The sequence below is a fragment of the Empedobacter sp. UBA5036 genome, assembly GCF_002415215.1.
In the GTDB taxonomy this organism is placed as follows: domain Bacteria; phylum Bacteroidota; class Bacteroidia; order Flavobacteriales; family Weeksellaceae; genus Empedobacter; species Empedobacter falsenii_B.
Map to the genome: position 1 here is coordinate 1 of NZ_DICC01000074.1, position 23,301 is coordinate 23,301.

25 protein-coding genes are annotated in these 23,301 nt (G+C 30.0%); 15 read left to right on the forward strand and 10 right to left on the reverse strand.

Annotated features, from left to right (window positions below; translation table 11 throughout):
* Window positions 1–114: 114 nt before the first annotated feature.
* Window positions 115–831: a LytR/AlgR family response regulator transcription factor gene (locus B4J88_RS14375; protein ID WP_115001388.1), complete on the reverse strand. Its 717-nt coding sequence runs from the start codon at window positions 829–831 to the stop codon at window positions 115–117.
* On the reverse strand, window positions 828–1,907 hold the full coding sequence (locus B4J88_RS14380; protein WP_291067934.1) for a sensor histidine kinase: 1,080 nt from the start codon (window positions 1,905–1,907) through the stop codon (window positions 828–830). Before B4J88_RS14380 ends, B4J88_RS14375 begins: the two co-directional genes overlap by 4 nt.
* A gap of 200 nt (window positions 1,908–2,107) precedes the next feature.
* On the opposite strand from B4J88_RS14380, the gene B4J88_RS14385 reads away from it, so the two are divergent.
* From B4J88_RS14385 to typA, 3 genes are all read left to right on the forward strand, one after another.
* Window positions 2,108–2,512 (forward strand): hypothetical protein, encoded by a 405-nt coding sequence (locus B4J88_RS14385; RefSeq protein ID WP_115001384.1) that lies wholly within the window; start codon window positions 2,108–2,110, stop codon window positions 2,510–2,512.
* Between the two features lie 6 nt (window positions 2,513–2,518).
* Window positions 2,519–3,490 (forward strand): DUF6268 family outer membrane beta-barrel protein, encoded by a 972-nt coding sequence (locus B4J88_RS14390; RefSeq protein ID WP_115001382.1) that lies wholly within the window; start codon window positions 2,519–2,521, stop codon window positions 3,488–3,490.
* Window positions 3,491–3,583: 93 nt separating this feature from the next.
* Window positions 3,584–5,386, forward strand: a complete 1,803-nt coding sequence (gene typA, locus B4J88_RS14395; RefSeq protein ID WP_291067936.1) for a translational GTPase TypA — start codon at window positions 3,584–3,586, stop codon at window positions 5,384–5,386.
* Window positions 5,387–5,442: 56 nt separating this feature from the next.
* Here the strand turns inward: typA and B4J88_RS14400 are convergent, their stop codons facing one another.
* From B4J88_RS14400 to B4J88_RS14410, 3 genes are all read right to left on the reverse strand, one after another.
* The gene (locus B4J88_RS14400) at window positions 5,443–5,763 is read right to left on the reverse strand and encodes a hypothetical protein (protein WP_125348788.1); all 321 of its coding nucleotides are present in this window, start codon (window positions 5,761–5,763) and stop codon (window positions 5,443–5,445) included.
* Window positions 5,763–8,057, reverse strand: a complete 2,295-nt coding sequence (locus B4J88_RS14405) for a choice-of-anchor L domain-containing protein (RefSeq protein ID WP_291067938.1) — start codon at window positions 8,055–8,057, stop codon at window positions 5,763–5,765. The genes B4J88_RS14400 and B4J88_RS14405 overlap by 1 nt, the downstream gene beginning before the upstream one ends.
* Before the next feature lie 92 nt (window positions 8,058–8,149).
* Window positions 8,150–8,548, reverse strand: a complete 399-nt coding sequence (locus tag B4J88_RS14410) for a hypothetical protein (RefSeq protein ID WP_291067940.1) — start codon at window positions 8,546–8,548, stop codon at window positions 8,150–8,152.
* A 41-nt stretch (window positions 8,549–8,589) separates the two neighbouring features.
* Here B4J88_RS14410 and B4J88_RS14415 point away from each other — a divergent pair, with 41 nt between their 5' ends.
* From B4J88_RS14415 to B4J88_RS14435, 5 genes are all read left to right on the forward strand, one after another.
* Window positions 8,590–9,186 carry an NUDIX hydrolase gene (locus tag B4J88_RS14415; RefSeq protein ID WP_219033584.1) on the forward strand — a complete coding sequence of 199 codons (597 nt, stop codon included), beginning with the start codon at window positions 8,590–8,592 and terminating at the stop codon, window positions 9,184–9,186.
* An 11-nt stretch (window positions 9,187–9,197) separates the two neighbouring features.
* Window positions 9,198–9,764, forward strand: coding sequence for a DUF4920 domain-containing protein (locus tag B4J88_RS14420; RefSeq protein ID WP_291067942.1), 567 nt, complete (start codon window positions 9,198–9,200; stop codon window positions 9,762–9,764).
* Window positions 9,765–9,818: 54 nt separating this feature from the next.
* Complete coding sequence (locus tag B4J88_RS14425; protein WP_291067944.1) at window positions 9,819–10,268, forward strand: hypothetical protein; 450 nt, start codon at window positions 9,819–9,821, stop codon at window positions 10,266–10,268.
* Window positions 10,269–10,321: 53 nt separating this feature from the next.
* Window positions 10,322–10,663 carry a hypothetical protein gene (locus B4J88_RS14430; RefSeq protein ID WP_291067947.1) on the forward strand — a complete coding sequence of 114 codons (342 nt, stop codon included), beginning with the start codon at window positions 10,322–10,324 and terminating at the stop codon, window positions 10,661–10,663.
* A 107-nt stretch (window positions 10,664–10,770) separates the two neighbouring features.
* Entirely contained in the window at window positions 10,771–11,154 is a 384-nt protein-coding gene (locus B4J88_RS14435) for a hypothetical protein (RefSeq protein WP_291067949.1), read from the forward strand.
* 50 nt (window positions 11,155–11,204) lie between these two features.
* On the opposite strand, the gene B4J88_RS14440 is transcribed toward B4J88_RS14435, so the two are convergent.
* Together B4J88_RS14440 and B4J88_RS14445 are read right to left on the reverse strand one after the other, a co-directional pair.
* On the reverse strand, window positions 11,205–11,807 hold the full coding sequence (locus B4J88_RS14440) for a hypothetical protein (RefSeq protein ID WP_291067950.1): 603 nt from the start codon (window positions 11,805–11,807) through the stop codon (window positions 11,205–11,207).
* Between the two features lie 4 nt (window positions 11,808–11,811).
* Complete coding sequence (locus B4J88_RS14445; RefSeq protein ID WP_291067952.1) at window positions 11,812–13,035, reverse strand: exo-beta-N-acetylmuramidase NamZ family protein; 1,224 nt, start codon at window positions 13,033–13,035, stop codon at window positions 11,812–11,814.
* Window positions 13,036–13,109: 74 nt separating this feature from the next.
* On the opposite strand from B4J88_RS14445, the gene B4J88_RS14450 reads away from it, so the two are divergent.
* From B4J88_RS14450 to B4J88_RS14465, 4 genes are all read left to right on the forward strand, one after another.
* Window positions 13,110–14,339 (forward strand): ABC transporter permease, encoded by a 1,230-nt coding sequence (locus tag B4J88_RS14450; protein ID WP_115001360.1) that lies wholly within the window; start codon window positions 13,110–13,112, stop codon window positions 14,337–14,339.
* Between the two features lie 33 nt (window positions 14,340–14,372).
* Complete coding sequence (locus B4J88_RS14455; protein WP_291067954.1) at window positions 14,373–15,734, forward strand: pyridoxal-phosphate dependent enzyme; 1,362 nt, start codon at window positions 14,373–14,375, stop codon at window positions 15,732–15,734.
* A 30-nt stretch (window positions 15,735–15,764) separates the two neighbouring features.
* Window positions 15,765–16,493, forward strand: a complete 729-nt coding sequence (gene lptB / locus B4J88_RS14460; protein ID WP_125348857.1) for an LPS export ABC transporter ATP-binding protein — start codon at window positions 15,765–15,767, stop codon at window positions 16,491–16,493.
* Window positions 16,494–16,655: 162 nt separating this feature from the next.
* A complete protein-coding gene (locus B4J88_RS14465) occupies window positions 16,656–17,435 on the forward strand; it encodes a polysaccharide deacetylase family protein (protein WP_038334520.1) in 780 nt (259 codons plus the stop codon).
* A gap of 31 nt (window positions 17,436–17,466) precedes the next feature.
* Here B4J88_RS14465 and B4J88_RS14470 read toward each other — a convergent pair whose 3' ends face one another.
* The 3 genes from B4J88_RS14470 to B4J88_RS14480 all read right to left on the reverse strand — a co-directional run bounded on the left by B4J88_RS14470 (window position 17,467) and on the right by B4J88_RS14480 (window position 18,614).
* The gene (locus B4J88_RS14470; RefSeq protein WP_038334521.1) at window positions 17,467–17,706 is read right to left on the reverse strand and encodes a hypothetical protein; all 240 of its coding nucleotides are present in this window, start codon (window positions 17,704–17,706) and stop codon (window positions 17,467–17,469) included.
* Between the two features lie 127 nt (window positions 17,707–17,833).
* Window positions 17,834–18,352 (reverse strand): nucleoside 2-deoxyribosyltransferase domain-containing protein, encoded by a 519-nt coding sequence (locus B4J88_RS14475; RefSeq protein ID WP_291067956.1) that lies wholly within the window; start codon window positions 18,350–18,352, stop codon window positions 17,834–17,836.
* 127 nt (window positions 18,353–18,479) lie between these two features.
* The gene (locus B4J88_RS14480; RefSeq protein ID WP_084106891.1) at window positions 18,480–18,614 is read right to left on the reverse strand and encodes a 30S ribosomal protein THX; all 135 of its coding nucleotides are present in this window, start codon (window positions 18,612–18,614) and stop codon (window positions 18,480–18,482) included.
* 153 nt (window positions 18,615–18,767) lie between these two features.
* Between B4J88_RS14480 and B4J88_RS14485 the strand changes: the two genes are divergently transcribed.
* The 3 genes from B4J88_RS14485 (at window position 18,768) to B4J88_RS14495 (ending at window position 23,245) form a co-directional block, all read left to right on the forward strand.
* Window positions 18,768–18,923 carry a hypothetical protein gene (locus tag B4J88_RS14485; RefSeq protein ID WP_162835350.1) on the forward strand — a complete coding sequence of 52 codons (156 nt, stop codon included), beginning with the start codon at window positions 18,768–18,770 and terminating at the stop codon, window positions 18,921–18,923.
* 2 nt (window positions 18,924–18,925) lie between these two features.
* Window positions 18,926–20,131, forward strand: coding sequence for a metallophosphoesterase family protein (locus tag B4J88_RS14490; RefSeq protein ID WP_038334675.1), 1,206 nt, complete (start codon window positions 18,926–18,928; stop codon window positions 20,129–20,131).
* Window positions 20,132–20,203: 72 nt separating this feature from the next.
* Window positions 20,204–23,245: an AAA family ATPase gene (locus B4J88_RS14495; protein ID WP_291067958.1), complete on the forward strand. Its 3,042-nt coding sequence runs from the start codon at window positions 20,204–20,206 to the stop codon at window positions 23,243–23,245.
* The last annotated feature ends 56 nt before the right edge of the window (window positions 23,246–23,301 follow it).

The following is a 23,301-nucleotide window of genomic DNA, read 5'->3' on the forward strand; positions in this document are numbered from 1 at the left end:
GGATAGTAGAGCACAACACTTTTAATGTTGGGGTCCTAGGTTCAAGCCCCAGCCAGGTCACAAGAAGCCAAGCAGAAATGTTTGGCTTTTTTATTTTATTCTTTTTTAGAAACTTTAATCTAATATTCCTATCGAATATTTTAGCATAAAATCTGAACGATACGTCTCCCCCATTGGTATTTCAAATTCTTTAATATAAATTGTATGATTATCAAAAGAATTAATATGTTGTGTATTTACGATATACGATTTACTAACACGTATAAAATGATCTGCATTTATTTTTTGATGAATTGTTTTTAAATTCATTGCTGTTATTAATTTCTTCGTTTTAGTATGAAGTACAACATAATCTTTTAAACCTTCAATAAATAAAATTTCAGCAAAGCTTATTTTATATTGCTTACGATCTGCTTTTATAAATAAATAATTATCGTCATTTTCTTCTATTGTATTTTCCTCCACTTTATTAAAAAGAAGATGATGATAAAACACAGCTTTCGTCACAGCCTTCGCTAAACGGTTTTTATCTATTGGTTTTAACAAGTAATCTATCGCATCTAACTCATAACCATCTATTGCATACTGAGAATAAGCCGTCGTAAAAATTATTAGGCTATTTTTAGGGATACTCTTTGCAAACTCTAATCCATTTACAAAAGGCATTTCAATATCAAGAAAGATAATAGCTGGCACTGTTGTTTCTAGAAATTTTGATGCTAACATTGCATTAGAAAATTTTCCAATAATTTCTAATTCGGAAACTTCTTTAATTAGCAATTCCATTTCTTCTCTTGCCAAAGGTTCATCATCAATTATAATACAATTCATATCGGAATTATTAGGTTTACACAATACTCTTCATTTGTCGCATTAATTTTTAAAGAATACGTTTTTTCATATAAAAGTTCTAACCTTCTGGTGATATTAGGAAGTCCTAAGCCTTTAAATTTATTATTTGGAATTATATAATTTGGATCTATTGAATTTTTACAAACAAAATGTAATTGATCATTACTTATCGCAATTTCAATTTTTATATAAGTTGACTCATCATTTAAATTTACACTATGCTTTATGGCATTTTCTACAAATGTTGTAAATAAATTAGGCGGAATATATGTCGAGTTTAATTCGCTTTTATTCGCTTCAGCCTCTATAACTACATTTAAATTTTCTTGACGAATTTTCTCTAAATCTAAAAAATTAGCTAAAAATTTCAATTCTGAGGAAACAGGTGTTTTTTCCTCATTATTCTCATATAGTTGGTATCTTAAAAAATCTGAAAGTTTCATGATAACTTCTGTTGCTACTTCAGGATCTTTTCTGATTAATGCTTTTACGTTATTCAACATATTGAATAAAAAATGTGGGTTGATTTGATTTTTTAATTCATTTATCTCCATTGAAAATGTCAAATTTTTTAATTCAGATATTTGCCTACTATCTTCAATCCATTTCTGAAAAAGCTTTAATGTTGTAGTCATCATAATAATTGGCACAACAACTATAAGCCCTTCATAACCTCTTCTTATATTTTCACCAAATAGTCTAGGACTTGCTATTCTATACTTTCCAAAAAACACATCTAATGATTGACCAATAATATTTATACCCACATAAACTAAAATTGTTAATAGTAATAGATATAAAATATAGTAACCTTTAAAAAAAAACTTTGGAACCAATATATAAATATTGATGTATGTTTTTAATACAAATACGACAAACAGTAAAAGAATAACATAATATCTATAGATACCATAATAATTAGATACAAATGCAGAACTGTATATCACTAATAAAAATCCAGCAATAAAAAGCAAATGACGAGAAAATCTAAACTTTTTATCTACTAGAAAATTTATAATTTTTTGATTTTTTGATTGAGGTAACAATGAATTCATTTTTATAAAAAATCTTATCTATAACAAAGGTAATTGATAAATCTATTCCATTATTAAAGTTTATACAAACCATTGTTTTTATTATACTTCTTCTTTTTTTTTCTGGTTGGTATAAAAAAATCTAGTGTTGGTATAAAAAACTATTAAAACCATTTTTTTATACTTTTCTTAGCCATTCATTTTACAAAATATAAATAAGTATGAGTGTGAAAAATTTTAATCATTGGGTAAATAAATTAAATCTTCTAGATTTTTCTGCAACAGAAAAAGAAGATAAAATTATTCAAATAACAGATCTTAATCGTTTTATTCAATGCTACGATCCGACATTAGAAATTGTAGATTGTATACATCATGATTTTTGTATTATTGAAAAAAATGAAATTATTAAAGAAGTGAAATTAATGGATATTTCTAATCTTAGAAATAACGAAACAATTTCTATAAATAGAAACAAAGAATCTTGGTTTGTTCTTGTAAATGACAAGTTAGATACAACTTTAAAGTCAATTTTAAAAACGATAGAAGAACACAATATCAGTAAGATTTATGACAAAGTATTTGTCTTCAATTTTTTTCAATCGAGTATTCACGAAATCAAATAAAAATTAATGTATTCAATAAAACAAAAAGCAATTACATGTTTATTGCTTTTACTTTCAACTTTATCATTCGCTCAAAAAAAGGATAGTGTTCAAAAAAGAGCTGTCGCTTTTGTTGCAGATAAATTCCCCTTTACTCGTGTACTTAATGTAGAATATACAAATCTTACACCTTATAAATTTTCTCAAAAGTTAGAGGATAGCAACTTTAATTTACCAGAAAGTAAAGTGAAAAACTTTCAACAAATAAAGGCAAATGCTAATTTGTATTTTTTCAAAAAAGAAAAATGGACAATATCTACAGCACTTAATTATAAGTACACTACAGCAAATATAGATAACCTTAGTTCTACTATGAACGAAACGAAACAAAACTTTCATTATCATTCAGAAGCCGTAACTGCAAGTCATATTTCTAAATTATGGAAAAAAACAGCTATTTATTCTGCTACTGCATCAGTTGATGGAAACGAAAATAGTTTTGAAAGATTCCGTGGTTTACTAACAGGTAGTATAATGATTACAGCAAACGAAAGAACTAAATTACTTTTAGGTTTAGCTGTAATTATAGACCCAAGTTCGCAAGTACCTACATTTCCAATTATTTCTTATGAGCATAAATTTAAAAATGGTTGGATAGCCGATATCATACTCCCAAAAAGAGTAATGATGAAAAAAAATGTATTTAATAATGGTCGATTTTCTCTTGGTAGTGAAATGGATGTTACATCATTCTATTTTGACCAATCGAATAAAACATTTGAATTTAGACAAACAGAAATTAATAGTGGTGTAATGTATGAACATAGAATTGGTGATTTTATTGGTACTGTAAAAACAGGGCTACGTAGCATTCCTACTGGAAGAATATTTGAAAAAAATGAATCATTTAATGACTATATATACGAGTATAAACCAAAGTCATCTTTCTATTTCAACTTTGGCATATCATACAACCCTTTTGGTAATAAAAAAAGATAAATAACATGCGTTTGTTGCGATTTCATTAAATTAAATAAAATCTATAGTAATTAAAAATAATTTATCGTAAATTCGCACCCATAAATTTCAAGGATGCAAAACATTAGAAATATTGCGATTATCGCACACGTTGACCACGGTAAAACTACATTGGTTGACAAAATTCTTCACAGCGGAAACGTTTTTAGAGAAAACCAAGAGTCTGGTGAATTAATCATGGATAACAATGATATCGAGCGTGAGAGAGGGATTACGATCTTTTCTAAAAATGCTTCGGTAGATTACAAAGGTATAAAAATCAATGTGATTGACACTCCTGGTCACGCGGATTTCGGTGGAGAAGTTGAGCGTGTATTGAAAATGGCTGATGGGGTTATCTTATTAGTTGATGCTTTCGAAGGACCAATGCCACAAACGCGTTTTGTTTTGAGTAAAGCATTAGAATTAGGATTAAAACCATTAGTTGTAATTAACAAAGTTGACAAAGAAAACTGTCGTCCTGATGAGGTATATGACAAAGTTTTCGAATTATTCTTCAACTTAGATGCAACAGAAGAGCAATTGGAATTCCCAGCATTCTATGGTTCATCTAAACAAGGATGGTTCAATACAGAAAATGTACGTGTAGACGATATTTCTCCATTAATGGATGGTATTCTTGAACATGTTCCTGCTCCAGAAGCTTACGAAGGTTCTTTACAAATGCAAATTACATCTTTAGATTATTCTAAATTCTTAGGACGTATTGCAGTTGGTAAAGTAAGCCGTGGTGTTATTAAAGAAGGGGATTGGGTTGCTTTAACAAAACCTGATGGAACGTTCAAAAAACATAAAATCAAAGAATTATATACATTTGCTGGTTTAGGTAAAATAAAAGCTACTGAGGTAAAAGCGGGTGATATTTGTGCTGTTGTTGGTATCGATGGTTTCCAAATTGGAGATACAATTGCAGATCCAGAAAATCCAGAAGCATTACCGGTTATGCATATCGACGAGCCTACAATGAATATGTCTTTCGGAATTAACAACTCTCCATTCTTTGGTAAAGATGGTAAATTTGTTACTTCTCGTCACTTAGTAGAGCGTTTAGAAGATGAGTTAGAGCGTAACTTAGCTTTACGTGTAGAACCAACAGAAGATTCTAATACACAATTAGTTTACGGACGTGGTATCATGCACTTATCTGTATTAATCGAAACGATGCGTCGCGAAGGTTATGAGTTGACAGTTGGTCAGCCACAAGTAATCTTAAAAGAAATTGATGGTGTAAAATGTGAACCATATGAAACATTAGTAATTGATGTTCCAGATGATTATTCTTCTAAAGCAATCGACTTAGTAACTCAACGTAAGGGTGATTTATTAGTTATGGAGGCGAAAGAAGGAATGCAACACTTAGAATTCGAAATTCCATCTCGTGGATTAATCGGATTACGTTCTCAAATGTTAACTTCTACTGCTGGTGAAGCTGTAATGGCACACACTTTCTTAGAATATAAACCATTCAAAGGAGCAATCGCTGGTCGTTCTGCAGGTGTAATTATTTCGAAAGATCAAGGTACATCAACTCCTTATTCTATTGATAAATTACAAGATCGTGGAAAATTCTTTATCGAGCCAGGTGAAGAAGTTTACGAAGGAATGATTATCGGAGAGCATTCTCGTAACAATGATTTAGTAGTAAATGTTGTTGAAGCTAAAAAATTAAACAATATCCGTGCAGCTGGTAAAGATGATTCATCTTCTATCGCTCCAAAAACAGAAATGACTTTGGAAGAATGTATGGAATATATCCAAGCTGATGAATGTATCGAGGTAACTCCAAATTTCATCCGTTTACGTAAAATTCACTTAAAAGAAGTAGATCGTAAGCGTTTCGAAAAATCAATGAGCTAATCATTTGAAATTATATATCACAAAAAAACCAGAAGTTAATCTTCTGGTTTTTTGTTTTAAATAGATTCGATTTTATTTTTAAGTGCTTTAATTGCGAAATTTAATTCATCTTTAGAAGCGTTATATTCTACTATTTCACCTTTAATTTTGAATCTCGAAACATTAAAACCTTCTTCAATATCATTGTACCAAATCAAATAATTTTCGTATACAGCAACTACCCAAAAATTATCCTCAATAACATCATCACATTTCCATATTTCAGGAGAAATTTTAATTTGATTCCAAAATAATAAAGTTTTGTCCTCCATATTTTGTTCAGAAAAATAAATTTCGAGCATCAAATCCTTTTTAGGAAAATTTATCCAATTATTCATTAATAAGTACTTTTTAATAAAATCCAATCTTCAAATTTTTGAGTTTGAGTTGAATTTGGTTCAGTCCATTCGATAATATACCAATAACTATCAGAAGGAAGTGTTTGCCCATTCAGTTTTCCATCCCATGTATAATTATTAGCTTCAGAACCTGTAAATAATAATTTTCCTTTTCGATTATAAATGACAAATTTCGGATTGATTTTACTTTTTAATTGAGAATAATCCAACACATCATTTTTACCATCACCATTTGGAGAAATAAAATTGATTAGTTTAATCAGCGAAAATTCTTTCGAAATAGGCGTACAATTAGCCGCAGATTTTACATAAACTGTATGAATTCCTAAAGTTACATTTGTGAAGATATTGGAAGATTGAAAAGCACCATTATCCAACGAATACAGATATGGCGGTGTAGATCCAGTAACTTTTATAGTCACCGTAGAACCTTGAATTTCGATGGATTGAATAATTGGATCTTCGGCTTCAATAACTTTTACTTCTTGGGTATAAAAACAACCATTTAATCCTAATTTTACATAATAAGTTCCAACAGAAACATTTGTAATAGATTGATTTTTATTACCATTATGCAACCATTCGTAAGTGTCAAATCCTGTACTTGCATCCAAAGTAGTCGTTGTTCCTTTGCAAATTGTAACATCTTTTAAGGTTGATGATTTTCCAGATTGTTTGAAAATAAAATGAATTGGAGCAACATTTTCGCATAAACCATTTTGTTTAAATCTTACCCAAAATGTTTGATCTGAATTTATTATTTGTGTCGCGCTGATTGCATTTCGACTATTTTTTGCATCAGCTTCGCTTAAATAATAAGTTGGAGATCCGTATATATTCGTAATCAAGTCATCAATATAATCGGATAAAACAATTTCTTCATCGTTACTTAAATCCTCGTCACAAATTTCTATTGGAGGAATTATGTTTGCAATACTTAGATTATTTAATGTAAAAGTAATTTTTTTTATAACTGGATCACAAGTCCCGATTTGAACACGAATCCAAACTTCTTTAGATGTCTGAATTCCATTTAGTTCAAAATTCGTTATTCCTGCAGAAATATTATCTTTAGCATCTTGTTCGGTATCAAAATATTTCACTTGATGAGCAGAATAATAATCTTCTACAATTCGATCAGTATATTCGTCTAAATTTATTTGTGTTTTTCCATCTAAATCATCATCACAAATAGAAAAACGATCTTGATAAATTTGCGGTTCTTCTTGTACAGAAACATTAATATGACCTTTCAAAGAACAACCAGTATTCAATGTGATTTCTACTTCGTAATAACCTGTTTCATTTACCACTAATGTTGCATTTGTTTCACCACTAATTTCCACACCATCTTTGTACCATTTATAAGCTGTAGCATTTGTAGTTGTCGCATCTATTGTTTCAGATTTTCCAGGACATAATACAACATCAGAACCTAAACTTTTTGATCCTACAAAACTTCCAGCTTTCAAGAAAACAGCAGAATCATAAAGGCCATAACTATCTCCATGGTCAGCAATTACCAATTTTATGTGGTATTTTACGCCTGCTACAATTTGTGCATTTGCTTTCAAAACTTTTGTTTGTCCATTGAAATTTGTTGGACTATTCCTAGAATTAAACCCTCCAAAATATTCTTGGAAACTTTTACATCTATCTGCTCCATTAATTGTTTTAGTTGTTACAGGAATAGTTGTATTTGGAATTAATGCAATGTTTTGATAAGGTTCAGAATTATCTGCTTTTTTGATTAAGAAGGCAAAAGCATCAGAATAATCACAATTATCAATTCGATATTCTTCTGAAAGAAACATGTACTCGAAACTAATTTGATCTGTTGTAAGGTTTGATACAAAATCAAATTCGAGAGATGTAGCATTTAAAATTTTGTCATGAGGTAAATTAGATTGTATCAAAATATCAATTAAGTCTTGATCTCCTCCCCAATTAATTCCATAAAAACTTTGTAAAGTAGCATTTGGACCTTCAGCAGCTTTTGCTTTTCCAGTAGATAAAATAATTCCTTCGGAAAGATCAAAATTACTAGTTCCTTTTGTAAAATAACCATAGCTTATTTCATCATAAGATCTATTGTATCCAGAAATATTAATATTAGAAATAGTAATACAACCTGTGTTTGTTCCAATAAATTTATCAATTAATTCTTCTTTCGATAAAGATGTATCTACCAGAATATATTGACCAAATAAAAAACTATTTAGTGTAAAAGTAAAAAAGAGTAGGAGAATTATTTTTGAATAAAAGTGTTTCATAAAAAATAATTTAGATAAAAAAACTGCTAAATAACTTTAAAATATAAAGTTTATTTAACAGTTTTAGGAATTTTATTTATCGAAAAATAGTCTTAGCCTATTTTTCCTAAATTTTCTGCAATAGTTTCAATGAAAGATGTTAATGGTTTTTTTGCCATCATTTCGATCATCATATTGAAATTTCCATCAAAATCTAACGAAACATCAGACGAATTATCGTCAACTGCATCAATAGAAATTGTCAAAGTATATTCAAAAGCAGGTGCAGGAGATTCGAAAACAATTTTCGATGGCTCAACTGTCTCTTTTAAACGCATTCCAACCTTTGGCAAAGCACCAACACCAACCGTAAATCCTTTTCCAGATTCATGAATTTCAAACGATTTTGTATCCTCTGGCATCAGTTGCTCATAATTCTTCATATCCAACAAAAAAGTGTATGCTTCTTGTTGATTTTTTGCAAAACGGACTTTATTTGTATTTACCTTCATATCCTTGTGAGTTTTTTATAAATTTGTAACAAATCGTTCAAATGTACAAAGTTTTTTTTAATGAAAGTTTGTTAACTTTCAGCAACCAATCTAATCCTGAAGCAAAAAATATTTTGTTTCAAAATGAAGCTCAATTTGATGAATCTTTTCATTTATTATCATCAAAAGCAGCCGCTTTAGTCAATATTTTTAGTGAAGATATTGATGTTGTTTGGACGAAATTCTTAAAATATTACAAACATATTCAAGCCGCGGGCGGAATTGTTCGTAATCCGCAAGACGATTATTTGTTCATTTTCAGACTTGGGAAATGGGATTTGCCAAAAGGTAAAATGGAGAAAGGAGAATCGAGAGAAGAATCTGCAATTCGCGAAATTGAAGAAGAATGTAGTTTGACAAATTTAGAGTTGAAACGATTTTTGATGCCTACTTTTCACATTTATTTTTTGAGAGAATATATTATCAAAGAAACATTTTGGTTCGAAGTTTTTTATGACGGTGTTGAATTGCCTTTGCCGCAAACTGAGGAAGGAATTGAATCGGTTGAATGGAAAAAAGAGAATGAAATTCCTCAATTATTAGAAAATTCATATCCAAATATAAAATTGTTAATGGACAATTATTTAAATTTGAACTAAATAAGACTCTTATGAAAAAATATATTTTAACTCTTTGTGCTTTAACTTGTTTTGTGTTGACAACAAATGCACAAACAAAAAAAGAAACGAAAGCTAAAACTGAAAAAGCTTCGAAAGTTCAATCAAAAATTTTAGATAACGGAACGGCTAAAATAGACGATTTATACGCGTATCAAGTGTATGGAGAATCGTTTGATATCAAAAATACATTGACGAAAAGCGAACTTGGAAAGTTATACGATAACATGAAAAGTGGTGATTCTTTGGAAAATGTTCAGTTTGTTTCGACAATAGAATCTGTTTGTAAAAAGAAAGGTTGTTGGATGAAAGTTGATCTTGGAAAAGGCAATGAACAGTCGTTTGTGCGTTTCAAAGATTATGGATTTTTTATGCCTTTAGATGGTGAAAAAGCGAATGTTGTCGTGCATGGAAAAGCTTTTGTTAGTGAAATTTCTGTTGAAAAATTACGCCATTATGCAGAAGATGCAGGACAATCGAAAGAAGAAATTGCGAAAATTACAAAACCTCAGTTGCAATATAATTTTGAAGCTGATGGAGTTTATTTGAAAGAAAACTAAGATTTTTAACTCAATAATTAATCAAAACCTTTCTATTTTTGGAAAGGTTTTTTTATGAAATCAATTCTATACAATATGACAAACTTATTTCAAGCCAATCCAAATCAGTATTTTTCTTTGATCGGAAAATCGGCAAATGATGAATTATTTCAATCATTTCAAACTGAATTTGAATCTGATATTTCAGAGCAAAATATTCCTCAAGGAAAAATTATGTTGTACAAACAGCATGGAATTTCGGTGAAAATTGTTGATGAAATGATTAGTTCGATTAAATTTTATCTTTCTCCAAATCCAATTTGTAAGGTGTATGAAGGTCAAAATATTTTTGATTTGAATCGAAATATTGATGAAACACAAGTTCGTAAAAGTAATGATTATCAAAGAATTATTAATAATGATCCAAATCGTTTAGCAAATGATTATAGTCGTTTAAATTGTTTATTCTCTTTTGATTCGATGACGGGAGAATTCTTAACAATTGAAATATTAAACGAATTATAAGATGTTTTTCTGCTGAAAATTTTAGATATTTATCGTTTAATAATAAACCTTAAATGAAAAAATCTTTAAGTATTGTTCTGTTTATGTTAACTCTTTCAGTTTTTGCACAATTGAGAGCGAATAATACGGAGTCTTATTACTCGATGAAAGGAACTTTTAATTCGGATAAAAAAGACATTATAAAGAAAACAATCGAAAAAGAATTTGGTGAAGGAACTTTAGAAGACTCTGGTTATATCTGGACTGGACGAGGAAGTTTTGAAATTATTTTGAATGATAATTCGCTCAAAATGGAGATTCAAAAAAGTACGGATAATGGAGAAGTTGTGGATAAAATTAAAAATCTTGGAGACAAAATTCTTGCAACAAAAAATATAAATAATACGAATACTTAAAAAATGAGCTACAATTATTTTGTAGCTTTTTTTGTATTAACGCTTCGTTAACCGTTCATTAACCTCCGCAAATTAATCTTTTTCAGAATTTTATAAAAAATAAAAATATGAAAAAGACATTATTTATAGTAATAACTTTAACAGCTTTAGCTTGCAACGGACAAACAGCAAAATCGCACGCAGTTGCCAAATCTTCAGGATCAACAACTCATTCTAATGTTTCGGTTAGTGTGAGCGATAGTAACGAAGTTTATTCGTATTCGGCAATTTTTGATAAACCAAAATCTAAAGCTGCAATAAATGAAATAGAGAAAGCTTTTGGAAAGCCAACGACTGAAGGAAAAAACTATGTTTGGCGAGAAGGAGAATCTTTAGAAATAAAGGCACGTGAAGGAAAAATTTCGATAGAGTTTGAAAAAGGTTCTACAAAATTATATGATAAAGTAAAAGAATTGGGTGAATCTATTTCTGCAGTTGTCGGAGAAAAATAATCATTCTAATACGTAAAAAACGGAAGTCAAATTTGGCTTCCGTTTTTATATTATTTTAATTCTCTATACTTAAAATCTTTTCCAAAAAAGTAATTCCATATTAAACTAATAAGAATCAAATTTGCTATTCCACGAATTGTTATAAATATCCCGAAATTACCAAAACGTTTATATTTAATATGTGATAATTCTTCTTGATGATTAACTATATATTCGTATAAATGATAATCAAAAACTAACATTAAAAGGCTAAAAAGAACTAAAATAACATAATGAAAGAGCATTATGTCTTTAATTTTTTTTAGATTTTTATACAATAATACAGCTCCAATAAAAGAAAAAAATACGCTTGAATGAAAAACAATTTCAGTTTTAGTATGAAGTTTCGGAACCTCATTATTTTCCTCAATATCTTCAACTAAATTAGGTTCGAAAGAATTTTTCTTTTCTTCTTTTTCGTAATAAATAATTTTAGATGAAATTAAATTTTTAATTCGAGTTGTTTCAATTTCAGAAAACTGAATATTTCGTTCATTTTTTAAAATTTCGAAAGCCATTTCTATTGCTTCAGGAACAAATCTAGAATCATCTTTGATGTAAGAATTTAATTCATTTGTAGACAGTTTTTGAAGAACGCTTCTTTTAACTTGCATTAATTTAATTATAAATCAAATATTTTGCTCTTATCTTCATAAAAGCCTCCAAATCTTTTTGCCAAGTTGCTTTTATTTCTTCTTCTGATAAACCTGCTTCTATTTGTTTACGCAATTCATCTGTTCCAGAAAGTTGATCAATCCACAATTTTTTACCATTCATCGTCCAAAAAGGTTGCTTCGTATTGTTTTTATATGCATTGATTAACCATTTCAAATTGATGGAAGATTGATACGGAACATCTGATAAATCCTCACCGTAACAAACTTCATCTTTAAATTTTGGACTTGTTGCACCAGGTTTTGAAGTTGGCGTATATTGATAAGGCATATTTTTTAAGAATGGTGAACCATAAACCTGAAACTGAATATCTGTTCCACGACCTTCGTTTACGTTTGTCCCTTCAAACAAACACGTACTTGGGTATAAATTTATCGCATGTGCATTTGGTAAATTAGGCGATGGTTTTACTGGTAAATTGTACTTGGATTGATGAGTATAATTGATCAATGGAATAATTTCCAAATCTGCTTTTATACCATTTGCTAACCAACCTTCACCGTTGATCATTTGCGCATATTCGCCAATCGTCATTCCATAAACAATCGGAACATTGTGCATTCCAACAAATGATTTGTACTCGTTTTTCATTACAGGTCCGTCCACATAATGTCCGTTTGGATTTGGTCTGTCCAACACAATTACTTTCTTGCCATTTTCAGCCGCAGCCTCCAAAACATAATGCAAAGTAGAAATGTATGTGTAAAAACGTGCGCCAACATCTTGCATATCAAAAACCAAAACATCTACATCGGTAATCTGATTTGCTTTCGGTTTTTTATTGTCACCATAAAGAGAAATAATTGGCAAGTTAGTTTTTGTATCAATACCAGATTTTATTTTTGCACCAGCATCAGCATCTCCTCTAAAGCCGTGTTCTGGCGAATAAAGTTTAACCACATTGATGTTATTTTTTAGTAACAAATCAACTGTATGCATCGTTGTTCCATTAATTGTTGCAATGCCTGTTTGATTAGAAACTAATCCAACTTTTTTACCTTTCAATTTCGAAAGATAGTTAGTTGTATTTTCTGCTCCAACAAGAATAGTTGAATGATTTTCTATCGTTTTTGATGTATTATTTTGAGCTAAAATTGGAGTAGAAAAGCCGAAAAAAATAACTGAACTAAGTAAACCAATTGATGTATATTTGACAAAGTTTTTCATTTCGTTTTGAATCATTTGAATTTAGGCGAATTTAAAGCTTAAAGTTAGTTTTAATCTTATAAAAAATATATAATTTGAGTTTTTCTTGGTGGTTTTCAAAAAAAATTGCGCTTGGTAAAAATACTAAAAATAACTTATCGAGTATTATTATTCGAGTAGGTCAAATTGCGGTAGCATTAGGGTTGATTGTTTCTTTGGTGACAATTTCGACTGGTGTTGGAGCAAGAATGGCAATCAAAGAAAAATTGGCCGATTTTAATGGTCATATTACGATTAGAAACTATAATAGTAATACGTCATTAAATTCCGATTCATTATCACTTCATCAAGCTTTTTATCCAAAGTTTAAATCGATTCCAGAAATAGAACATGTACAAGCAATTGCCAATAAAAGTGGTGTTATCCGAACGGATGAAAACTTTAGTGGTGTGGTGTTCAAAGGAGTTGGAACAGATTATGATTCGGTTCGTTTCGAAAAATTTATGGTAAAAGGACATTTTCCTCGAATCAATAAAGATTCGATAATGGATGAGGTTTTATTATCTAAAAAGATTGCGGACGAAATGAAATTGGATGTTGATAGTTCGTTTGTGATGTATTTTATTCAAGAAGATACAAAGCCTATTTATCGTCGATTTACCATTTCTGGATTGTTCAAAACTGATATCAAAAATTTTGACGATCAAATTATGTTTGGTGATATTAAACATGTGCAACGCCTTAATCGTTGGGATTCGACAACTGTTGGTGGTTTCGAACTATTTGTAAATGATGTCGAAAATATTGATCCAGTTGCAAAGCGTGTGCAAGAAAATATTCCATATAATTTGTATGCAGAATCAGCAACAGCATCTTTTGCTCAGATTAATGATTGGATTTCGATTTTCGACAAAAATATTGTCATTATTCTTTTTATCATGCTTTTTGTGGTGGTGATTAATATGGTGATGGTTTTATTGATATTAATTTTAGAACGAACACATTCAATCGGAATTTTAAAAGCATTTGGTGCGACAAATTGGCGAATCCGAAAATTATTCATCAATTACGCATTATTTATCATGTTACCAGGATTAATTGCTGGAAATGTAATTGGACTTGGATTATTATTCATTCAGAAATATTTCGGAATTATAAAACTTCCAGCAGAAAACTATTATTTATCAACAGCTCCAGTCTATTTAGACTTTGGCACAATTGTTTTATTAAATGCAGGAGCGTTATTAGTTTGTGCAATTGTATTACTTTTGCCTTCGTATATGATATCTAAAATTACACCTGCAAAAGCTATTAATTTTAGATAAAATTTAATGTTTTAATTTAAAAGTTAGAAAAAAATGAAATTCGCAAACAATATATTAGAAACGATTGGGAATACACCTTTGGTTAAAATTAATAAGATTACAAAGGATTTACCATGTACAGTTTTAGCAAAAGTTGAATATTTTAACCCTGGTCATTCTTGTAAAGATCGTATGGCGTTAAAAATGGTTGAAGATGCCGAAAAAGATGGTCGTTTAGTTCCAGGAGGTACAATTATCGAAGGTACTTCTGGTAACACAGGAATGGGATTGGCTTTGGCTGCTGTGATCAAAGGTTACAAATTAATTTGTGTGATTACAGACAAACAATCGAAAGAGAAAATGGATATTTTGCGCGCTGTTGGTGCGAAAGTTGTGGTTTGTCCTACGGATGTTGAGCCAGATGATCCACGTTCTTATTATTCAGTTTCTAAACGTTTGGCTCAAGAAACACCGAATGGTTGGTATGTAAATCAATATGATAATCCATCGAATGCACAAGCGAATTATGAACAAACTGGACCAGAAATTTGGGAACAAACAGAAGGAAAAGTAACGCATTTTATTGTTGGAGTTGGAACTGGAGGAACAATTTCAGGTGTTGGAAAATACTTAAAAGAAAAAAATCCTAACATTAAAATTTGGGGAGTTGATACGTATGGATCAGTTTTCAAAAAATATAAAGAAACCGGAATTTTCGACGAAAATGAAGTGTATTCTTATGTAACAGAAGGAATTGGTGAAGATATTTTACCAGAAAATGTCGATTTTGATATCATTGATGGATTTACAAAAGTGACTGATAAAGATGCAGCGGTTTATACGCGTCGTTTAGCTTTAGAAGAAGGTTTGTTTGTCGGAATGTCTTCGGGATCTGCGATCAAAGGGTTGTTGCAAATGAAAGACGAATTCGGACCAGATGATGTTGTAGTGGTTTTATTCCACGATTCAGGTTCTCGTTACGTAGGAAAAATCTTTAATGATGATTGGATGCGTGATAGAGGATATTTGGACGAAGAAATCAAAACGGCTGTAGATTTAATCAAAGAACATGTCGATAAGCCTTTGGTTACGGTTCGTACAGAGGAATTGGCCTCTCATGCAATTGATCGTATGCGTCGTTTCAAAATTTCTCAAATTCCAGTAACGGACGTGAATGGAATTGTTGGTTCTTTGGATGAATCAGATTTGTTTCAAGCATTTTTAGAAGATAGAAATGTTGCTGAAAAACCTGTTCACGAAATCATGGGAAAACCTTATCCAGTCGTAAAAGCGGGAACATCTATCGAAGAAGTTTCGAAGTTAATTACAAAGGATAATCAAGCTGTTTTAATAGAATTAGAAAACGGAAAATATCATATCATCACAAAATATGATATTATTAACTCGATTAAATAACAAAAATCCTATCTTTGAAGCGATATGGGAATTGTATTAAAAGGTCAGAATTTAGTAAAAGATTACGGTAAAAAACACGTCGTAAAAAATGTGTCTTTTCAAGTAGAACAAGGAGAAATTATTGGATTATTAGGGCCAAATGGTGCTGGTAAAACGACTTCTTTCTACATGATTGTTGGTTTGGTAAAGGCTACGCAAGGAAAAGTTTTTTTAGATAAACAAGATATCACAAATGATGCGATGTACAAACGTGCGCAAAAAGGTATTGGATATTTGGCGCAAGAAGCCTCTGTTTTTCGTAAACTTTCTGTAGAAGATAATATCAAATCAGTTTTACAATTCACGAAACATTCGAAAAAAGAACAACAAATGCGTACAGATGCTTTGATTGAAGAGTTCTCATTGGAACATGTTCGTAAAAACCGTGGAGATTTACTTTCTGGAGGTGAGCGTCGTCGTTGCGAAATTGCGCGTTGTTTGGCAACAGAACCTAATTTCATTTTATTAGATGAGCCTTTTGCTGGAGTTGACCCAATTGCGGTTGAGGATATTCAGAAGATTGTACGTTCGTTAAAAGATAAAAATATCGGAATCTTAATTACTGATCACAATGTTTCGCAAACGCTTGCAATTACCGATAAAACATATATTATGTTCGAAGGTAAAATCTTGAAAGAAGGTTCGCCTGAAGAGTTAGCGAATGATGAAGATGTTCGTCGCGTTTATCTAGGTGAAAACTTTATGTATCAGCAGATATAAATTACAATATAGTATTTTCTAAACCACTCAATTTTGAGTGGTTTTTTTTTGTTTTAAAAAACTTCAAAATCATCTAAAATTAAAATTTGCTTAATTTTAAAAATTTTTCATTTAGCAGTTACTTTTTCGATATATTTAAGTACTAAAACTTACTGATATAGAATGCTAAAACTTAATTATTATTTTATTTGCTTAATTTCAATTTTTGTGTTGAATAGCTGTACACACGAAGAAGATGCGATAAAAGAACCAAAAAAATCTACAAATAGAGCAGGAGTGGTGCTTACGTTTGATGATGATTATGTGGACGAATGGTTCAATGCGAATATAAAATTGAAACAATACAATTGGAAAGGAACGTTCTATGTAACGCATTTTGATAAGCTTTCGGAGAGTCAAATACGTGAGTTAACTTATCTGCAACAAAACGGAAATGAGATTGCTGCGCATGGTTTAAATCACGTTCATACAACAAAGTATATAAAAGAATTTGGAGGAAAAGAATTTATTGATAAAGAAATCGCTCCAATGCTAACTTTGATGAAAAACAAAGGTCTTGATGTAACCGATTTTTCTTATCCTTATGGCGATCGAAGTGTAGAATCGGATCAATTACTTTTCAATCATTTTAAAACATTAAGAGGAACAACTTATGGAAACGAAGCGCCTAATTTTCAGAACTGTTATTATCAAAATAAACCGTTATTTTTTGGTTTAGGAATCGATAATAGTTACGCGCATTTTAGTGTACCTTATTTTATTTCGTTGTTGCAATACGCAAAGGATAACAATAAGATAGTCGTTTTTTATGCGCATAAAACAGTTGCAAAAGCAACTAATAATTATGAAACTGAATTTAAAACCTTAGAAGAGATTTGCAAGTTTGTAAAGAACAATGATATGAAGTTTTATACGGTTAATGACTTACAAAAATTGAAATAAAAAAATGCTCAAATTCTTGAGCATTTTTCGTTTATTCTATAAAAAGTAAATCTCCTTTTTGGTTAACAGCTTCTTTGAAATAAAGATAAACATCTTGTATATCAAAACGTCTAAAATTGATTGCATTAGAAATATTTTGTTCAGGAAGTTGATAAATCATTTCAAAATTTAACATACTACCAAAACCAGAACTCTCGATTTTTTCGACCAAAATTCCTAAAGATTCTAATCGTTCAATCAACCGATTAATTTCCAAATCATTATGTTTCATAATCTCTAAAACTTACTATTAAAGCGGTTTCAAAGCTAAAACATAAATTTTTAAAATAAGATTTTGAGAAATAAAATTATATGTTAAACCTTTCATGTTTCAACTTAAATCTCTCTTTTTTAATTATTTATTTTAGAATATTTTTTAAATAATCCAACACATTTTCTATTGAATCAAATTGTTTCACACCATATTTTTCTGCCGTAATATCAACATTCCCTTTTCGCCAAAAACCATCTGGACAAATCACCAAAAGTTTTCCACTTTTTGCATACAATCCCATTTCCAACAAACTAATCGGACTTTTAGAATCTTTTCCAAAAAACATAATAATATAGTCTGCTTTTTCCAATGCATTCAATTCCCACTCCACTTGTTTGCGAAATTCGGGCTCTTCTTTCACAGGCTTCCAAGCAGTATTCCAATCATCACGACGAGGATTTAGCAGGATGACTTTTTCATTTTTCAGTTCTTTTGAAACTTTCGCTTGCCAATCTTCAGAATTTCCCATATCAATCGTTCCTCCTAAAAATATCTTTGTACGTTGATCATTTTTAGGAAGTTCATTCGGTGATTTTATTTCAAGAGATTGAGCAAAAATTGTAGTATTCAATAATAGAAATAAGGCAAATAAAATTGCTTTCATGTTATTTTTGTTTCGGCAAATATAATGAGGTTGTTGATTTTGTATTCAATGACTTTTGTTAGAATGTCTAAAAATTCAATAAAATAAAAAAGCTGAAAATCAATCGTGATTTTCAGCTTCAAAAAAATTACTTTTTAGCTTTTTTGGTTGGTTTTTCTTCAACCACATCTTCCTCATAATAATACTTATGTCTCAGACGTTTTACACCATAAGAGCCATTCACAATTTTTCCTCTTCTCGATTTTTTATCGCCTTTTCCCATTATAAATGTTTTAAAATTAATAAATTCGATTACTTTCTACCCAAGTTAATAATTTCAATTTAGTTAGACAAAAGTTTTACAATTCTTTATCATTTAATCTAACTTTGCGACATCATTTGGCGTGGAGAATAATTAATTTTAAACCAAATAGAAATGAGTAGAAATACAGACGCAAATAAAAAAGCGCACAAGAAAAAGTTAGATCAAAAGAAGCGTAAAGCGCAAGAAGCTGAGGCCGAACGAAAAGCTCGATTGAAAGCAATTAATCAGCAATTTAACGATAAAAATAAACCAGAAACGGAAGAATAATGATAAAAATTCTACATACAGCCGATTGGCATTTGGGTAAAAAATTAGATAGTTTTTCGCGATTAGAAGAACAAGTTTTAGTGATGAATGAAATTGTCGAAATTGCAGATCAACAACAAGTCGATTTGGTACTTATTGCGGGCGATTTATTTGATAATTTTAATCCAAGTGTAGAAGCTGTAGAATTATTTTATAAAACATTAAAAAGACTTTCGAATAACGGAAAACGTCCTGTTGTAGCGATTTCTGGTAATCACGATTCTCCAAGTTTGATTGATGCGCCAGATCCGTTGGCACGTGAATGTGGAATTATTTTGATTGGTTATCCAAATGCAAAAATTCAGGAATTTGAATTAAATGATTTCAAAATTTCGAAATCTGTAGAAGGAATGATTGAATTGAAATTAAATTCTTTCAATTTTCCGATTCGAATTATTCATACGCCTTATGCAAACGAAATCCGTCTGAAACAATATTTTGGAGAGAATAAAGAAGAAGCTTTGAATGAAGTTTTAGCGACAAATTGGAAAAATATTGCGAATGAATATTGTGACGAAAATGGAGTTAATTTGTTGATGGCGCATTTGTATATGAATCAAAAAGGTGCTGAAATCTTAGAAGAACCAGAAGGCGAAAAACCGATTAAAATTGGAAATGCAGATATGATTTTTTCAGAAGCTATTCCGCCTCAAATTCAATATACAGCGCTTGGGCATTTGCATGGTTTTAAGAACATCGGAACGAAAGAAAAGCCTGTTGTGTACAGTTCTTCGCCTTTGTGTTATAGCTTTTCCGAAGCTGGTCAAACGAAATATGTTTCGATAATAGAAGCAGAACCAAATCAAACTATTTCTTATCATAAAGTTGAATTAAAGAACGGAAAACCACTTATTCGAAAAACTTTTGATGATATAAATGTGGCTGTAGAATGGTTAAATGAAAATCAAAATGCATTGGTTGAATTGACTTTAGAAAGTGATTCTTTTTTGAAAGTTGATGAACGAAAATTGATTTATCAATCACATGATGGAATTATTCATTTGATTCCGAAAGTTAAAAATCAAGAGATTGAAACAGTCGAATATAAGTTTGCAGATCAAACAAAAGATATGAAAGAATTGTTTGCAGATTATTTCAAATCGAAGAATGGAAATCAAGAACCAAATGACGAAATAAAGGACTTGTTTAACGAAATTTTAAATAGTTAAATTGATTATTTTTTGAAGTTATATTATGATATCAAGAAATCTTATCCTTAATCTAAACCTTAAACTTAAAAAATGATTCCAGTAAAATTAACCATAGAAGGACTTTATTCGTATCAAGAACGCCAAACAATTGACTTTTCTGAATTAACAGAAGCAGGATTATTTGGAATTTTCGGGAATGTAGGTTCCGGAAAATCGTCAATTTTGGAAGCGATTATGTACGTTTTGTATGGCGAAACAGAACGTCTAAATTCCAAAGATAAGCGTGCTTACAATATGATGAATTTGAAATCGAATTTGGCATATATCGAGTTTGATTTCTATAATTTTGAACAAAAATTATTCAGAGCAACACGTGAATTTAAAAGAAATTCGAAACGTTTTGAAGATGTAAAATCGCCAATAGTTGTTTTTTATGAACAAAAAGACAATGAATGGATTCCGCTTAATCATTCGAAAGCAGAAGAAATAATTGGGTTGAGTTACGAAAATTTCAAACGAACAATTATTATTCCGCAAGGGCAATTCAAGGAATTTATTGAGTTGGGTGCAAAAGATCGAACACAAATGATGAAGGAAATTTTTGGACTTCATCGTTATGATTTACAAGATAAAGTTGCAGCTTTAAATTCTCAAAACTTAACGAATTTGAATCAACTAGAAGGAAAATTATCTAGTTTTGAAGAAGTTTCGGAAGAAAAAATAAAAGAGCTTGAAGAAAATTTGATTGAACAAACAAAAGTTACCAATAAAGTTCAAGAAGAATATAATCAAATGAATGAATCGTTTCAACGTTTAAAAGCGTTGAAATCAGATTTTGAGACGTTAAAACAAAAGAAAATTGAGTTTGAAAAAGTTTCAGTTCAGAAAGACGAAATGGATCAACGAAAACTTGAAATTGAGCGCTATGAATTGATTTTTAATGCGTTTTCTCAACTTTTAGAAAATCATAAAAAAGTTTCAAATCAAATTGAAGAAAAGTCAATTTCAGTTGAAAATCAACAAAAACAATTGACTTTAATCGAGAATCAAATCAAAGAAATTTCGAACCAAATTGAAGCGATTAAAACTGATTATGAAACTTTACCAATAAAACGAAAAGAAGAAACAGATTTAGAATTAATAGTTCAAATTTTAACTTTTTCAGAGGAGATAGAAAAGTTAAAAGTAAGAACAGCAAAAGGTTTGAAAGAAGTTGAAGAGGTTCAGAAAAATGAACAAAAAATTGAAGCTTCAATCAAATCATCTGAAAAAGAAGTCAAAACTTTAGCTAAGTCAAAAATAGATTCTCAGACTTTGATTGAAGTTGGAAATTGGTTTGTTCAGAATCAAAATTTGCAACAATCTATTCAGAAACAACAATCTAAAATAGAAGAACAAAAGCAACAAATTAATGTTTTTGAAACTCAATTAAAAACTGAAAATATTGAGATTTCAAGTTTTGAAAATTGGTTTAATTCTGAATTTGAAAAGCTTGAATCAACTAAAAAATCAATTCAAAAACAGAAAAATGAATTAGAAGTTCAGCAAAAGTTGGCTCATTTTGCACATAATTTAAACGAAGGTGAATCTTGTCCGCTTTGTGGCGCTTTAGAGCATCCGAATATTGTTGAAATTGATGATATTTCCACGAAATTTGAAGTTGTAAATAATGAATTAAATCAAATTGATGAAAAGTTAAAATCGCTTCAGAAAAAACAAAATGAAGTTCAGAAAATGATTGATCAAAAACAGTTTATTGAAAAACAAATTGCACAAGAAAATCAAGTTTTGAATGATCTGAAAATTGAACAAGAAAATCATCTGAATTTGTTTGTTTGGAAAGATTTTGATTCGAAAAATGTTGAATTATTTGAAGAAAAAAAGAAAGCAGCTATTGCTTTGGACAAAACAATTTCGAATAAAAATAAAGAGATTGAAACTTTTCGTGAAACTTTAGAGAAAGAACGTGAATCTGTTGAAAAATATAAAAATGCTTTAGAAAAATTTAGATTAGAAGAAGCTGAAAAAGCTTCTCAAATCAAGCAAAATCAAGCAAATTTGAAAGTCTTGAAATTTGAAGATTTTCAAAATCAAACAACAGAAAATGTGCTTCAAAATTTGAATGATTTAAAGTTAAATAATACAAAAATTGAACAAGATTATATTCAATTTACAGACAGTTTAAATCAATTGAATCCAAAATTAGCTTCTCAAAAAACTTCAATTGAATTAGTTGAAAAACAACTTATTGAGTTAAAAGAAGAGTTGGCTATTAATCAAAATCAAATAGAAAAAGCATTAGAAAAATATCAAATACAAAACATTGAAGAGGTTCAATTTGTTTTAAATCAGAAATTTAATGTTTCTCAAATCAGAAAAGAGTTGGAAGATTTTCGAATTTTGTATGAAACGTTGAAAAATTTAATTCATGAATTAGAGCAAAAATTATCGGAAGTTTCTTTTGATGAAACGATTTATAAAATACAAGAAGAAAAATTGATTTTTGTGATAAATCAATTGAAAGAAGCTACTGAAGTTGTTACTAAAATAAAAACTGAAATTGAGCGATTGAATAAATCTTTTACAGAAAAGAAAGATTTGTTAATTGAATTGGAAAAGTTGAAAAAGCGAGCGGCTAATTTACAAACGATGCGAAATTTGTTTAATTCAGCAGGATTTGTGCAATATGTTTCGTCAATTTATTTGAAACAATTATGTGATAACGCAAATGTGAGATTTCATCGAATGACGAGAAATCAATTGAGTTTACAAATGAATGACAACAATGATTTTGAGATTATAGATTATTTGAACGAAGGTCGTTCACGTAGTGTGAAAACGCTTTCTGGAGGACAATCTTTCCAAGTTTCGTTGAGTTTGGCTTTGGCTTTGGCAGAAAGTGTGCAAACAAATGCGAAGTCGGAAAAGAACTTCTTCTTTATTGATGAAGGTTTTGGAACGCAAGACGCAGATGCGGTAAATATCGTGTTTGAAACGTTGATGAGTTTACAAAAAGAGAACCGAATTGTCGGAATTATTTCTCATGTTGACGAATTAAAAGATCGAATTCCAGCTGCGCTACAAATCACAAAAGATGAAGAAAAAGGTAGTTTGATAGAAGTTGTTTTGTAAGGTATAATGATTATAAAATAAACCCCAAGATTAATTCAATCTTGGGGTTTATTCAT

Bases quoted from the DNA above. Each gene is read 5' to 3' on its own strand.
- B4J88_RS14375 (WP_115001388.1), bottom strand. From the start codon at position 831: ATGAATTGTATTATAATTGATGATGAACCTTTGGCAAGAGAAGAAATG.
- B4J88_RS14380 (WP_291067934.1), bottom strand. From the start codon at position 1,907: ATGAATTCATTGTTACCTCAATCAAAAAATCAAAAAATTATAAATTTT.
- B4J88_RS14385 (WP_115001384.1), top strand. From the start codon at position 2,108: ATGAGTGTGAAAAATTTTAATCATTGGGTAAATAAATTAAATCTTCTA.
- B4J88_RS14390 (WP_115001382.1), top strand. From the start codon at position 2,519: ATGTATTCAATAAAACAAAAAGCAATTACATGTTTATTGCTTTTACTT.
- typA (WP_291067936.1), top strand. From the start codon at position 3,584: ATGCAAAACATTAGAAATATTGCGATTATCGCACACGTTGACCACGGT.
- B4J88_RS14400 (WP_125348788.1), bottom strand. From the start codon at position 5,763: ATGAATAATTGGATAAATTTTCCTAAAAAGGATTTGATGCTCGAAATT.
- B4J88_RS14405 (WP_291067938.1), bottom strand. From the start codon at position 8,057: ATGAAACACTTTTATTCAAAAATAATTCTCCTACTCTTTTTTACTTTT.
- B4J88_RS14410 (WP_291067940.1), bottom strand. From the start codon at position 8,548: ATGAAGGTAAATACAAATAAAGTCCGTTTTGCAAAAAATCAACAAGAA.
- B4J88_RS14415 (WP_219033584.1), top strand. From the start codon at position 8,590: ATGTACAAAGTTTTTTTTAATGAAAGTTTGTTAACTTTCAGCAACCAA.
- B4J88_RS14420 (WP_291067942.1), top strand. From the start codon at position 9,198: ATGAAAAAATATATTTTAACTCTTTGTGCTTTAACTTGTTTTGTGTTG.
- B4J88_RS14425 (WP_291067944.1), top strand. From the start codon at position 9,819: ATGAAATCAATTCTATACAATATGACAAACTTATTTCAAGCCAATCCA.
- B4J88_RS14430 (WP_291067947.1), top strand. From the start codon at position 10,322: ATGAAAAAATCTTTAAGTATTGTTCTGTTTATGTTAACTCTTTCAGTT.
- B4J88_RS14435 (WP_291067949.1), top strand. From the start codon at position 10,771: ATGAAAAAGACATTATTTATAGTAATAACTTTAACAGCTTTAGCTTGC.
- B4J88_RS14440 (WP_291067950.1), bottom strand. From the start codon at position 11,807: ATGCAAGTTAAAAGAAGCGTTCTTCAAAAACTGTCTACAAATGAATTA.
- B4J88_RS14445 (WP_291067952.1), bottom strand. From the start codon at position 13,035: ATGAAAAACTTTGTCAAATATACATCAATTGGTTTACTTAGTTCAGTT.
- B4J88_RS14455 (WP_291067954.1), top strand. From the start codon at position 14,373: ATGAAATTCGCAAACAATATATTAGAAACGATTGGGAATACACCTTTG.
- B4J88_RS14465 (WP_038334520.1), top strand. From the start codon at position 16,656: ATGCTAAAACTTAATTATTATTTTATTTGCTTAATTTCAATTTTTGTG.
- B4J88_RS14470 (WP_038334521.1), bottom strand. From the start codon at position 17,706: ATGAAACATAATGATTTGGAAATTAATCGGTTGATTGAACGATTAGAA.
- B4J88_RS14475 (WP_291067956.1), bottom strand. From the start codon at position 18,352: ATGAAAGCAATTTTATTTGCCTTATTTCTATTATTGAATACTACAATT.
- B4J88_RS14480 (WP_084106891.1), bottom strand. From the start codon at position 18,614: ATGGGAAAAGGCGATAAAAAATCGAGAAGAGGAAAAATTGTGAATGGC.
- B4J88_RS14485 (WP_162835350.1), top strand. From the start codon at position 18,768: ATGAGTAGAAATACAGACGCAAATAAAAAAGCGCACAAGAAAAAGTTA.
- B4J88_RS14495 (WP_291067958.1), top strand. From the start codon at position 20,204: ATGATTCCAGTAAAATTAACCATAGAAGGACTTTATTCGTATCAAGAA.